The sequence below is a fragment of the Fluviicola sp. genome (assembly GCF_039596355.1).
GTDB lineage: Bacteria > Bacteroidota > Bacteroidia > Flavobacteriales_D > Crocinitomicaceae > Fluviicola.
In genome coordinates, this window is record NZ_JBCNJW010000001.1 from 481,525 (window position 1) to 494,976 (window position 13,452).

General features: G+C 42.6%; 12 protein-coding genes. 8 read left to right on the forward strand and 4 right to left on the reverse strand.

Annotation, left to right across the window (positions count from 1 at the left end; all coding sequences use genetic code 11):
* Positions 1 to 79: 79 nt before the first annotated feature.
* Positions 80 to 1,087 (reverse strand): metal-dependent hydrolase, encoded by a 1,008-nt coding sequence (locus ABDV94_RS01905; RefSeq protein ID WP_343604289.1) that lies wholly within the window; start codon positions 1,085 to 1,087, stop codon positions 80 to 82.
* 187 nt (positions 1,088 to 1,274) lie between these two features.
* On the opposite strand from ABDV94_RS01905, the gene radC reads away from it, so the two are divergent.
* The 3 genes from radC to ABDV94_RS01920 are packed head-to-tail and all read left to right on the forward strand — an operon-like array spanning position 1,275 to position 4,189.
* Complete coding sequence (gene radC / locus ABDV94_RS01910; RefSeq protein WP_343604291.1) at positions 1,275 to 1,967, forward strand: DNA repair protein RadC; 693 nt, start codon at positions 1,275 to 1,277, stop codon at positions 1,965 to 1,967.
* A gap of 3 nt (positions 1,968 to 1,970) precedes the next feature.
* On the forward strand, positions 1,971 to 3,254 hold the full coding sequence (locus ABDV94_RS01915) for a polysaccharide deacetylase family protein (RefSeq protein WP_343604293.1): 1,284 nt from the start codon (positions 1,971 to 1,973) through the stop codon (positions 3,252 to 3,254).
* On the forward strand, positions 3,251 to 4,189 hold the full coding sequence (locus tag ABDV94_RS01920) for a GSCFA domain-containing protein (protein ID WP_343604294.1): 939 nt from the start codon (positions 3,251 to 3,253) through the stop codon (positions 4,187 to 4,189). The genes ABDV94_RS01915 and ABDV94_RS01920 overlap by 4 nt, the downstream gene beginning before the upstream one ends.
* Before the next feature lie 2 nt (positions 4,190 to 4,191).
* On the opposite strand, the gene ABDV94_RS01925 is transcribed toward ABDV94_RS01920, so the two are convergent.
* Positions 4,192 to 5,487 carry a hypothetical protein gene (locus ABDV94_RS01925; protein WP_343604295.1) on the reverse strand — a complete coding sequence of 432 codons (1,296 nt, stop codon included), beginning with the start codon at positions 5,485 to 5,487 and terminating at the stop codon, positions 4,192 to 4,194.
* Positions 5,484 to 6,053, reverse strand: coding sequence for an RNA polymerase sigma factor (locus tag ABDV94_RS01930; protein ID WP_343604297.1), 570 nt, complete (start codon positions 6,051 to 6,053; stop codon positions 5,484 to 5,486). The genes ABDV94_RS01925 and ABDV94_RS01930 overlap by 4 nt, the downstream gene beginning before the upstream one ends.
* 266 nt (positions 6,054 to 6,319) lie before the next feature.
* Between ABDV94_RS01930 and mdh the strand changes: the two genes are divergently transcribed.
* A complete protein-coding gene (mdh, locus tag ABDV94_RS01935) occupies positions 6,320 to 7,258 on the forward strand; it encodes a malate dehydrogenase (RefSeq protein ID WP_343604299.1) in 939 nt (312 codons plus the stop codon).
* 348 nt (positions 7,259 to 7,606) lie between these two features.
* Here mdh and ABDV94_RS01940 read toward each other — a convergent pair whose 3' ends face one another.
* Positions 7,607 to 9,013, reverse strand: coding sequence for a hypothetical protein (locus tag ABDV94_RS01940; RefSeq protein ID WP_343604300.1), 1,407 nt, complete (start codon positions 9,011 to 9,013; stop codon positions 7,607 to 7,609).
* 116 nt (positions 9,014 to 9,129) lie between these two features.
* Here ABDV94_RS01940 and ABDV94_RS01945 point away from each other — a divergent pair, with 116 nt between their 5' ends.
* The 4 genes from ABDV94_RS01945 (at position 9,130) to menB (ending at position 13,442) form a co-directional block, all read left to right on the forward strand.
* Positions 9,130 to 9,384: a type B 50S ribosomal protein L31 gene (locus ABDV94_RS01945; protein WP_343604302.1), complete on the forward strand. Its 255-nt coding sequence runs from the start codon at positions 9,130 to 9,132 to the stop codon at positions 9,382 to 9,384.
* Positions 9,385 to 9,505: 121 nt separating this feature from the next.
* Entirely contained in the window at positions 9,506 to 11,617 is a 2,112-nt protein-coding gene (locus ABDV94_RS01950) for a WG repeat-containing protein (protein WP_343604304.1), read from the forward strand.
* Entirely contained in the window at positions 11,617 to 12,525 is a 909-nt protein-coding gene (locus ABDV94_RS01955; RefSeq protein ID WP_343604306.1) for an AAC(3) family N-acetyltransferase, read from the forward strand. The genes ABDV94_RS01950 and ABDV94_RS01955 overlap by 1 nt, the downstream gene beginning before the upstream one ends.
* Before the next feature lie 95 nt (positions 12,526 to 12,620).
* A complete protein-coding gene (menB, locus tag ABDV94_RS01960) occupies positions 12,621 to 13,442 on the forward strand; it encodes a 1,4-dihydroxy-2-naphthoyl-CoA synthase (protein WP_343604308.1) in 822 nt (273 codons plus the stop codon).
* Positions 13,443 to 13,452: the final 10 nt, after the last annotated feature.

Sequence of the window (13,452 nt, forward strand, 5' to 3'; positions counted from 1 at the left end):
GTTGCTACAAAAGTAAGTGGAAAATTCCCGTAATGCGTCTTTGAGATATGCAGTTATAAACAAATTACACGTGGAATTCTCAATTTCCCATGACCTTTTTAAGATAGAACGGAAAATCGACCTGGCTGAAATCGCGTGTTCTGTAGGAAAAAGGAACGGCATCGGAATGGAGTTTGAAGCCATAACCCATCAAGGGCGTTTGGCTTTTTTTCGCAGTGAAGAGCGTTGTCGTTCCAAATCTCAGGTCATAAACAATCAAACTATCGCCGGATTGAGATACTGCATAATAATCATTCGTAATGTGTTTGATCTGGTTTATTCTGGGATTTCCATTCCAATCGATTTGCTTCAGCAATTCATGTCTTTTTGGAATGACTTCCAGATCTTTCGGGTTAAAGGAGGCAAAAAGTGATTTGTAGCCGATGTAGTAGGCGGTGTCGTCTTCAGCGATCAGATCCCAATAAAAGGAAGTCAGCGGCATCGGAGTGACCATGGTTCTTTTCGGATGAACACCTGCCTGGGCAAAATAGCTATCGGAATTCCCGTAAACGCATAACTTAACAACAACTCCCCAAAGTAGGTAGATACATGAATAGATGATTCCTGCCCGGTTCCAGTTTCGTCTTCTCTGGGACTCGCGTTTCATAAAAAGTGCACCAATGAGTAGAACCATAAACGGCAATGTATAGAGCGGATCGATCACAAATACACTGTTAAATGTCAATCTCCAGGAAAACGGCCAAAAGAATTGTGTGCCGTAATTGGTGAAAATATCCAGCATAGGGTGTGTTACAATGCTCAGGAACCATAATAGGAACCACATTTTGAATGTGTATTTCTTCTTGGTGAGGAAATGAAACAAATATCCCAGGGCAGGTCCGACCAGACAGGCAAATAAAAGCGAATGCGAAAAGCCCCGGTGTACCAGGACGGCATCCAATGGATCGTAAAAAGCACGTAAAAAAACATCCAGATCGGGAATTGTTCCGCCAATCGCTCCCCAAAGAGCCGCTTTATTTCCGATTTTTCTTCCGGCAACCGCTTCACCAACTGCGGCTCCCAATACAATTTGAGTTAAGGAATCCATACGCGGATAAAGTTAGTTGTTTAATAGAAGTCGATGAGATAAAAACCGAAAATCCCGGATTCTTTATAAAGGATGGTATGATTGATTATAAAAATGGATTTTTTTGTTGAAAAAAATGGAAAAAAGAGGTGGGGAGGGCTTTTTTTACCAGAACTATTTTCATAACTTCATTGGGAAAAGAAAGAATATGCAAGTGCAGAAAACAACTATTCCTCATTGGTCAGAAGACGACAGACCCCGTGAAAAAATGATGCTTAAAGGCCGGAATTCATTATCTGACGCCGAGTTGATCGCCATCCTGATAGGAACCGGAAGCGGTATGAAATCCGCAGTTGATTTGGGTAGGGAAGTGCTTCTTTTAACAAACGGGGATCTATACGAATTCGGAAAGCTCAGGCTTTCGCAGTTGTGTGAAATCAAAGGAATCGGGAAGTCAAAAGCCGTTTCGATTCTGGCAGCATTGGAGCTGGGAAGGAGAAGAAAAGAAATCCAAACGGAGAAACGTCCTAAAATAGACAGCTCGGAGAAAGCCTTTAAAGAATTGCGCGGGTATTTTACTGATCTGAGCCACGAAGAATTTTTCGTCATGTACCTCAATCGTGCCAATGAACTGATCCAGGTAAAGCAGTTATCCATCGGAGGGATCTCCGGAACCTACGTCGATCCGAAAATCGTATTCAAATACGGAATTGATGTCGGAGCATGCGGGATTATTCTTGCCCATAACCACCCTAGTGGGAATTTAAAACCAAGTGAATCAGATGAAAAAATTACCAAGCGCATACTTCAATTCGGTGACCTGATCGAAATGCCCGTCCTTGACCACCTGATTGTCACGGATAATGGCTACTTTAGCTTTTCGGATCAAGAACTTCTTTAGTCAATGCTTCTATACGTAGATGAAATCTCCGTTCGTTTGGTTTATACGCTGGATTTTGTGTTCAGAGAACACGGACTGGAATACCGCTTAACGAATGATAAACCATTCTTTGCTTCCTTTGAAGGAGTAAAGCTATCCTATTCGGAGTTTGAGTTTGACGGAGTTTTGAACCTGATTCCTTCCGGATTGTTGTTTGAAGAACATTTTCGTCCGGATATTCGTGTTGAAAAGGGGCAGTGGAAGGAAAATGAATGTTTGAAGATAAACGGTACGGATGATCCGTTGGCATCCATTTTTTATGTTTTATCACGTTATGAAGAATATCAGCCCGGATTTTTAGATGATCACGGTCGTTTCACTGCTGGTGCGAGCATTCAGAGTAAATTCGGGTGGCTTCATGTCCAGATTGTGGAACGCTGGATCGAAGCGTTTTTTAAAGTTTATGCACCGAATTATTTGGAGCGGTTGATTGCCGGAAGAAAACTGATTCCTATACCTTCATTTGATATTGATAACACTTTTGCGTATAAATGGAAAGAAGGATGGAGAACCTGGTTGTCGACTTCGAAAGACATTTTGCGAAACAATAAGACCCGTCTGAAAGAACGAAAATTGGTTCAGGGCGGCGGACAGCGGGATCCGTTTGATTCTTTTGATGAAATTCAAGCGATTCAGCAACGTTTTCCTGAAACACGGGTTTTCTGGCATTTGGGAGATTTTGCCAAGTATGATACCAATATTTCCTGGCAGGATTCAAGGCATCAGCAGTTGATACGTGAAATGAGTCTGCTCGGGCATGTCGGGTTACATCCGGGATATGCCAGCAATTATTCTGACGAGAAGCTACTGGGTGAAGTCAGCCGGATCCGGACAATTACCAAAGATGAAATCAAGGAATCCAGGCAGCATTTTTTGAAGCTGAACCTTCCTAAAACGTATCTGCGGATGATCGATCATGGGTTTAAACGAGATTTCACGATGGGGTATGCGGACGATTATGGATTTCGTGCAGGAACTGCACATGAACATTGTTTTTTTGATTTGCTGACGAATAAACCGTACCCGGATTACCGGATTGTTCCTTTCTGTTACATGGACGGAACCCTGCTGGAATACAAAAAACTGAGTATTGATCAGGGGTGCGTGGTGGTGAATGAATTGGTTGACGAAGTGAAACGATACGGAGGAGCATTTTGTTTTATCTGGCATAATGAAACGTTGGCGGAAGCCGGAAAATGGAAAGGCTGGAAACGCGTATTCGATCATACTATAGAACGCTTGAAATGAACATACCGATAGAAACATTAAGACAAGTTGGAGAATTTCCTAAAATACAGCACGGAGATTTGATCGTGCAGCTGGGATCTTGTTTTTCTACGAATATGTCCCATTGGTTTCAACGAGCAGGATTCCGGGTTTTTGATAACCCGCTCGGAGTGATTTTTCACCCGATTCCTTTGGCAAAACAGGTTTTGTTAGCATTTGGACACGAGAAACTTTCCGGAATTGTTCAAAAAGAAGATGTTTTTGTAAGCTATGATGCCAGCAGTGTGCTTTATGGGCTGGATGAAGCTGGATTGCAGGAAAAGCTGGAAGAACGACTGGCGGAGTTGAAAGAAGCATTGTCCCGGGCCAACTTGTTGTTCGTGACTTTCGGATCTGCGCATGGGTATCGTTTGATTGAAACGGGAAAGGTGGTTGCAAACTGCCACCAGCAGCCAAAAGTGATTTTTGAAAAAGAATTGATCACTGCAGAAACCATGCTGGAAAGCTGGGACGAAGCGCTTATGGTTTTGCGAAAAGTGAACCCTCACATCCAGGTGGTATTTACAGTGAGTCCGGTTCGGTATCTGCGCGATGGTTTGATGGAAAATTCCCGTTCCAAATCCGAATTATTCCGGTTGATTTCGTTGACAAAAAGGGATTTCACGCACTATTTTCCGTCTTTTGAACTGGTGAATGATGTCTTGAGAGACTACCGCTATTTTGAGTCGGACGGCGTGCATCCGGATTCACAGGCCACAGAGTTTGTGTGGGATTTTCTCCGGACAGAGCTCTTTTCATTCGATACGAATTTCCTGATCGACGAAGTGATCAAAATCCGTAAAATGGAAGAACACCGTTTGTTGTACCCGGATTCAGGAAAAGCAGCAGAATACCGGGAAATGGTAAAACAAAAAAGGGAAAGTTTCCTTTCCCAATATCCTGTAGTAGCCTGGTAATCTTATTCTGCTTTCAAAACAAGTGTTCCGCTGTATTCTCTTGGTTCTCCCGGATTCGGGTTGCCCAAAATAACTTTCCAAAGTACCGTTGAACCGTTTTTCAACAATTCTCCTGTGTTGGAATCGACACCGTTCCATCCATTGGAAGCATCCGATGTTTTGAAAAGAACTCTTCCTGACCGTGCATCGTAGATGTACAATTCAAACGGCGTATTTCGTTTTGTCAATGCTATCGGCATAAATGTTGCAAATCGGGGATCTGCTGCATTGATATCCAGTGCCTGTGCTGCATTTAGTTTATATTCTTCCGGAATGGAAATCGTTTTCTTTTCGGTAATGGTACATCCGTTCTGGTCTTTGCTCGAAGCGGTTACAGAAATTTCAGTTCCCTTGTAGGGATGAACCACAAATGTTCCGTTTTCTACTTCACCTGCATGTTTTTCAACAGTCCAGTGAACCGGATTATCGTTTCCTGAAACGGTGAATCTCACAGCTGGGATTGCATTTTCATAGATCAGTGAAGGATCAACATGGATGTACAAATCTGTTGCAGTAGCATAAACTGCTGCAGTTTGTTTTTGATTTCCTGTCTGAACTTCAATCATACCTTCACTTCCAACGGTGAACGTCTTTTTAGAGCCTGGTTTTACGGTCAGCAGGTTTTTCTCATTTTGAGTTACCTGGACAGTCAGATTTTCATTTGGATTGGTAATTTCCACTTCATCACCGACACAGTACTTCGATTTACTGAAGATTACCGGTAGAATAGTTGGTTTTGCTGAGGTTCCATCCGAAAGAGCAGGTTTTGTTCCCTGACCCTGATTTGTTTGGCTGTTCTGATCTTTCCAGGTCCAGATAGCTGGTTCGCCTTTCTGATTGGAATTCGAATGAGCAGTATTCGGACGCTGATGATCCTGAATAATAATGGTCTCATACGATCCCTGGCAGATGGCAGTCTTTTTTTCTTCCGTTTGAAGGGTGTTTGTTTGAGGGGCAGTATGCTGCTGAGCAACTGCGTTGTGGTTCTGCTTTGTCGTTTGAGAGTTCCCGGTGTTTTGAGCTACTGCAAGAGTCTCTTTCGGAGTATTTGCAACAGATTCGGACTGAGAATTCAGCGTAAAGAACAGAGCAGAGCCTACGAGTACTGTCCCGACAGACGCTGCGACCCACCATTTACGGTAGAATGGAGAAGGAGTCGTTCCGTCCAGACGTTTAGACATCGATTCCCATGCTGCCTCGTTGTATGGCAGTTCATGATTTTCGAGCGACTCCTTTATAAGCTGTTCAATGTGTTTCATTGAGCAATTTTTGAGAATTTTTGTTTCAAATAATTTTGAAGGTTCATTTTGGCTTTGGCTAAATTAGACTTTGACGTTCCTTCACTGATTTCCAGGATTTCAGCAATTTCCTTGTGTGTGAATTCTTCCATCACATACAGGTTGAAAACTGCTTTGTAAGCTGGAGAAAGCTTGTTAATGGCTTCCAGTGCAACTTCTGCTTTCAATGAAGTGATTTCCCATTCCTCTCCGAAATCATCGTCTTCGGGAATGTATTTGAAATCATTGTCATTGTCCGTCAGCATGAAATCTTTTTTTGATCTTCGGATCGAATCAATTGCGGAATTCACAATAATTCTTCTCATCCAACCTTCAAAAGATCCCTTCTTGTCGTAATTCTTAATATGTTCAAAGACCTTAATGAAACCTTCCTGTAAAACTTCCTGAGCTGAATCTTTGTCGCGAATGTACCGTTGGCAAACCGCCAGCATTTTCCCGAAAAACTTCTTGAATAACTGCTCTTGTGCTCTTCTGTCCGAAGATTTGCAGCCTTCAATAATTTCATCCAATTCCCAATTCTGTTTCACTGTATCAGTTCAATAACGAAAGATTGTCAATAGGGTTGCCTTATCGACAAATTGAGATGGAAAATTGAAAAGGCAAAAGGGGAGGATTTGGTTTGAAGTGGGTTCATTTTCCTTGTTTTTTGCAGCCCTTTTTTTCAATTTTAACTTCTCAATTCTCAATTTTTACAAATAACGTTATTTCTATATAAAATTTACAGCAGGAGCAAAGTTTTATTCGTAAATTCGTTGCGCTTTAAGGAATTAATTATCATTTTAATCATAAAACAATGAAAGTAACAGTAGTTGGAGCGGGAAATGTAGGTGCAACTTGCGCTGATGTTCTTGCTCACAGAGAAATTGCCAACGAAGTGGTATTATTAGATATCAAAGAAGGTTTTGCAGAAGGGAAAGCTTTGGATATCTGGCAAACTGCACCGATTAACTTGTACGATACACGTACGGTAGGTTCTACGAATGATTATTCAAAAACTGCTGACTCTGATGTAGTCGTTATTACTTCAGGTCTTCCTCGTAAACCGGGAATGTCGCGTGATGATTTGATCGCAACAAACGCGGGAATTGTTAAAACTGTTACTGAGAATATCGTGAAGTATTCTCCGAATGCCGTAATCATTATTGTTTCCAACCCGTTGGACGTAATGACATACTGTGCATACCTGACTGCGAAAGTAGATTCCAAAAAAGTATTTGGTATGGCTGGTATCCTGGATACAGCGCGTTACCGTGCTTTCCTGGCAGAAGAATTGAACGTTTCTCCAAAGGACATCCAGGCAGTATTGATGGGTGGACACGGAGATACGATGGTTCCGCTTCCTCGTTATACAACTGTAGGAGGTATTCCTGTAACGGAATTGATTGACGCTGCTAAATTGGATGCTATTATCGAGCGTACAAAAGTAGGTGGAGGTGAAATCGTGAAGTTGCTTGGAACTTCTGCTTGGTACGCACCGGGAGCTGCTGCTGCTCAAATGGTAGAAGCGATTATCCGCGATCAGCGTCGTGTATTCCCGGTTTGTGCCTGGTTGCAAGGAGAATACGGAATGAAAGATATTTATCTGGGAGTTCCTGTCATCTTAGGGAAAAACGGTATCGAAAGAATCATCGAATTGGATTTGAACGCAGACGAGAAAAAATTGTTGGAAGAATCAGCTGTTGCAGTGAAAGGTGTAATGGATGTTTTGGATAACATGAATGCTACTGCATAAGCATAATCCGAAATCAAATCATATACGAAAAGGTTGTCATGTTTGTGGCAACCTTTTTTGGTTGGTATCGCTTCACACCTCTTAGAATCAGTTATGAAGGTTCTTCTCCTGAGTATCCGTACATACCGTAAAAAAATCTCCGGTATGGTAATTGAAATGAAGGATCATCCCGATCAGGATCAAGACCCTCGAAACGACCAGTTTGAATTCACTTCTCATGACTTTCGTATGTCATAGTAACTCCGAAATGAGGGGCCTCAGTTCGCAACAGGAAATCCCGCTTTCGGGTAAATTAAACTACTTCATTAGAAACACACACACGAACAGGGATTTTGTTTCGTGGAGCCTTTAATTCTCGTATGCTCCGATGTCGGGTGTTACCGGATTTCGTGGCGCCCCGGTGATGTCCAGACCGGATTGCGTAATGTAAGCAGGATCTCCCTGGTTGTTCAGGCTGGAACTGCTGTAAAATTTGAAATTGTCCTGGCTGGTATTGATGAATTGAGGACTGTTGCTGTTGCAGGACGTAAACATCGCATTGCTCAGGTCGGTTTTGAGGATTACACTCTTGCGGAAATGGAAATTCAATGTCAAGCCACCGGTTTGGATCGTATCAATAGCCAAATGTTCTCCATTGCTTCCATAAATCACACAATTGTTGAAGTTTGCATTCGGAATCTGGGAAACAAACGTCCCTTGCGCGTTGGTATAATAATTGGAAATTCCAACGGCAGGATAGGAGCCTTCACCGCTTCCGTAGCCCAGGAAATCGCAATGATTGAAGGTGAAATCCGCGCCCTGAAGCACCAATAAGGAGTGGACTCCGGAACTGTAAACCAGGATATTCTCTCCGTAAACTTTTGGTCCGTTAAAGAGGAAGAGTCCGTAGCTGGCAGCATTCTTGATTTCCACGTTCGACATCGTGACCGTGTTCTGTGTATACGACTGGTCACGGGAAGTAATGTGGATTCCTGCGGTTGCATTTTTAATAATCACATTGTCGATGATCGAAGGACGGGCTTCGTGGTAGTAAACACCGTAGTATTGTCCTGGAACATCGTTGTAGGAAGCTTCCAGACGGTCTCCCTGGAGGGTTACCTTGTTTGCGTAATCACCGTCAATGTTGAGGGTTCCCTTGTAATTCCAAAGCATGGAATTCTTATGCAGATAAATGCGCGTTCCTCCGATAATATTCAATGTTTTGGCGGAGTCTACAATCGCTGATCCGTAAATCACATGTGGTTTGTCATTCGGCCAGGTTCCTTCGTTGAGATCGAAAACACCCATTCCGGTGTTGGAGTAGTGGTAATACATATCCTGTCCCCAAACGGCAAGTTTCACATATTGATCTTCTCCGTTGGTCCGGAAACGAACAGAATCTTCTACAATCATCGGAAGCGTCTGACCGTTTACAGCGAGCTTCACTTCCACAAAACAGAAGAGGCTGTCGCCGGCATTCAGCTCCAGATCAGAGAAAGAAACACCTTTTATTCCATCCAGGTTCAATTTAAAAGGAGAATTACTTCCGCCCATTAATTGCACTTCGCTGATCTTTAAAGCTTTGTTTTGAGGGTTGTAAATCTTAAAGTACTTGGTGGTAGATCCGATAGTCGTAAATACCGTGTCAAATACCAGAGTATCAGTTGAAAAGCCCAGGTTGCCGTTTCCGAATAAATTCTTCTTTTTACAAGCTGAATTACTCCATGCAAGAGCGGCCAAAACCGCAACCCCGAAAATAAGATTTACTAATTTCATCATGACAAAAATAACGAAATGTAATCCATTTTATTTTTTTTGTTGTGAATTAAAAAGTTTGATTATCTTTGCAAACCATTTTTGAATAGAAGAATAAAAAATAAGCATAACAAGATATGAAAGCAGGTATTCACCCGGAAGATTATAGATTAGTAGTTTTTAAAGACATGACAAATGACTACGCATTTTTGTGTCATTCTTCTGCTAACACTTCAGAAACAGTTACTTGGGAAGACGGAAATGAATATCCATTGGTAAAATTGGATATCTCTCACAAGTCTCACCCATTCTTTACAGGAATTGTACAATTCGTGGATACAGCAGGTCGTATTGACAAGTTCAACAACCGTTACGCGAAATACAAAAAGTAATTTCATCCCCGAAATAGTGAACCCTGACAAGCTTGCTTCGTCAGGGTTTTTTTTGACATTTTTTCACCGTTTTCATTGCCTTTTGCCTTACCTTTAATAGGTAGATGGTTATATTTGTACCATGAGTTCACTGCGTATTAAGATTTTAGTTTTATCGTTTGTTTGTGTGTTCACGAACGTACAGGCCGGTTCCATTGATGATGCATTTAAAGCATTGAATCAGTTCAATTACTTTGAAGCGAAAAGACTCTTTGAAAAATCCCTGAAATCAAGTCAATCTGCTGCAAACTATGGTTTGGCAATGATCTACTACCGGAAAGATAATCCTTTTCACCAGCTCGATTCGGCACTGAACTGTGTGGTTCGCTCTGAGAAAAGCTATGGATTGATGAAGGATAAGCAGAAAGAATCCCTCAAAAAATACAATTTTGACTATTTGGCAATTGCCAGCCTGCGCCAGGAGATTTCCACCGCACTTTTCCAGCGCGTCCTTCAAAATCCTTCGGAAGAAGCATACGATGGTTTCCTGAAAACCAATGATTGGGCAAAGGAAACGTTTAAAGCGGTTTACGCACGCGATTCGATCGGATATGTGAAGGCTAAGACATCAAATACTTCTGCAGCTTTTGATCTGTTTTTGAAAAAATATCCGCAATCCGACTTCCAGAAGGAGGCATTGAATAATTTCTACCGACTGCAGTACACCGAAAATACGGAAGGGAAAAACATCGCAGCATTCCTGAATTTTGAAAAGCAGTTCCCGACCAATCCGTATGTAGCGGATGCGCAGGATCAGATTTATCATTTGAGTACTACTCAAAACCGGGTGCAGGATTATCAATCATTTATTCGTACTTATCCGAAAAACCGCAATGTGGAAAGTGCCTGGAGAAAACTCTACCAGTTGTATATGGCAGATTATTCACTGGAGCGCCTGGATAAATTCCAGAAAGAATACCCGGATTATCCGTATTTGTCGGAATTGAAAAAAGACAAGGAACTGGGAATGCAGCAAATCATTCCGTTTAAAAAGAATGGATTGTTCGGCTGGATGGATCTGAACGGAAAAACAGTGATCCCGGCGCAATACAGTACGGTAGGCTTTTTCAAAGAAGGGTTGGCATGGGCTGAAAAAAGCGGAAAATACGGCTTTGTGAACAAGGCAAACGAAATCATCATTCCGTTTAAATATACCAGCTGCAATGACTTCGATAAAGGAAGGGCCATTGTGGAGCTGGACAGCGTGTTCGGAATCATTGACCGCTCCGGAGCGTATATCGTTGAACCACAGTACAAAGACATCGGGCAGTTTTCAGAAGGATTGATCTATGCGATGAAAGACAGTTTGTACGGGTATTTCGACGGGTTGGGTTATCCACGAATTCCGGAACAATACGAAGAAGCATTTTCCTTTTCGAACGGAATGGCAAAAGTGACGTTTAAAGGATTGGAAGGGTACATCGATGTGTACGGATCATTCAAAGTGAAGCCTTTGTATGAGTCCATTAACCTGTTCGGAGACTCACTCATCATTATCGAAGGAGACGAGAGTTCAAAACTGGCAACGTTCCAGGGTAACGAGTTGAAAACCATTGCCATTGAAGATTTGGGAATGCTGGTTTCAGATCGTGCTCTGGTGATTTCAGATGACCGGATCGGTTACCTGAATAAAAAAGGACAGGCAGTGATTCCTGCAACCTTCGACTATTTCACAAATGCGAAAACAGAAGGAGAATTCGTGGGGGCGTATGCCAAAGTCTCCAAAGCAAACAAATTCGGAGTGATCGATAAAAACGGGAAACCTGTTATTCCATTGACTTATTCCAAACTGGGAGCTGTTTCTTCGTTAATCGCTTTCGAAAAAGCCGGAAAATGGGGCTTTATCGATATGCAAAACAAAGTCATTATTCCTGCGTCCTACGAATATGCAGAAAGTTTTAAATCCGGTTTGGGGGTCGTGCAGATGCTGACTTTGAAAGGCGCGATTAATGCCAAAGGAGAAATCGTAATCCCGATTGAACACACCACGATCAAAGTACTGGATGATTCGCATTTTATCGTGTCTTTGGGAGCGTTCTACGGAATCTACACCAATAAAGGAAAACTGGTTGTTCCGTTGGAATATTCCAACATCCGGAAAGTGCAGGACGATTTTTATATCCTTTCAAAAGGAACGGAACTGCATTATTTCTACGTTCCGGAAAACAAACTCATCAAACCGCTTAAGGACTAATGCCTGCTTTGAGAAATCTGCTCCGGTCTGTACTTCCGGATAAACTGCTGAATGCGTACCGCGAGAACAAGAAAAACAAGCAGCGCAAACTTATTCGCGAACAGGAAGCAGCAGGAACGGGAGCTTCACTGGAAGATTTGATTCATGACCTGGAACAATGCGGCATTCAGAAAGGTGATTCCATTTTGGTTCATAGTAGTTTTTCAAAGATCGGTTTTGTTCAGGGAGGCCCTAAAACGTTTGTAGATGCACTTTTATCAGTAATCGGGCCTGAAGGAAATCTGTTAATGCCGAGTTCTCCCAATCCGGGATACCAGCTGGATTACATCCGGAATCTGAAAGCCTTTGATGTAGCGAACGAACCGTCCAAAATGGGGGCAATTACCGAATATTTTCGAAAACTTCCGGGAGTGAAACGCTCCGAAAGTCCTACGGAACCGGTTTGCTGTTTCGGCCCTGATGCCGATTGGTTTACCAATGGACACTTGGGGGAATTGACGCCTTACACGGAGAAAAGTCCTTTTGCACGCCTGGCTCAGGCCAATGGAAAGATTTTGTATGTAGGCGTCACACTGGATAATGCAGGAACTTCCCTGCATGTTTTAGAAGATGCGGTTCCGGGGTTCAAATACCCGGTTTATTTTCCGGAAGTGTTTCAAACCGAAATTATCCGGGAAAATGGGGAGCGTGTTCCTGTTTCCGTAAAAGTTCACAACCCGGAGCAATCCGCGAAACGCAAATGCGATGAACTGCTTCCGCTTTTTGAAGCAAAAGGAGTGATGCATTATGCAACCCTTGGAAAGGCACAAACCCTGGTATTTGATGCTGCTAAAATGCTGGAAGTAATGCTTGCGGAGTATCGTGCAAATGGTGTCACAATGTATACTCCTGCCGGAGCTAAACACTGATTTTTGCAATCGTCTCTTCTCAATTCATAATTCGGCTTCGCAATTAGTAATTTTATGCAAGCATTGTTATTTTTGTAAAAGAAAAAAATCAAAACATGTCAAATAGAAACTGGACGTCCATTAAGTCCTATACCGATATCAAGTTCGAATTATTCGACGGAATTGCTAAAATCACCATCAACAGACCGCGTGTTTATAACGCTTTCCGCCCGGAAACAAACATGGAAATCCTGGATGCACTCGAAATCTGCCGTGAAAGACAAGATGTCGGTGTGGTGGTATTGACCGGAGAAGGGGATAAGGCATTTTGTTCGGGTGGAGATCAGAACGTGAAAGGTGTCGGAGGATACATTTCCGAAAACGGTGTTCCGCGTTTGAACGTATTGGACGTACACAAAGCAATCCGTGCGTTGCCGAAGCCGGTTATTGCGATGGTAAACGGGTATGCAATCGGTGGGGGACACGTGCTGCACGTAGTTTGTGATATTACAATCGCTTCTGAAAATGCACGTTTTGGACAAACCGGGCCGAAAGTAGGAAGTTTTGATGCCGGTTTCGGATCTTCGTTCCTGGCAAGCCATGTAGGTCAGAAAAAAGCACGTGAGATTTGGTTCCTGTGTGAACAATATACTGCTGATGAAGCAGAGAAAATGGGAATGGTGAACAAAGTGGTTCCATTGAAAGATTTGGAAGATACAACTGTTCAATGGTGTCAGACCATTATGAAACGTTCTCCATTGGCGATCCGTATGATCAAGCGCGGTTTGAATGCCGAACTGGACGGACAGCGTGGTTTGATGGAGTTTGCAGGAGATGCTACCCTGATGTATTATTTGATGGAAGAAGCACAGGAAGGAAAACGCGCATTTTTGGAAAAACGCGAACCGAACTTCCAGCAATTCCCGAAATTCCCTTAATGCGATTTAG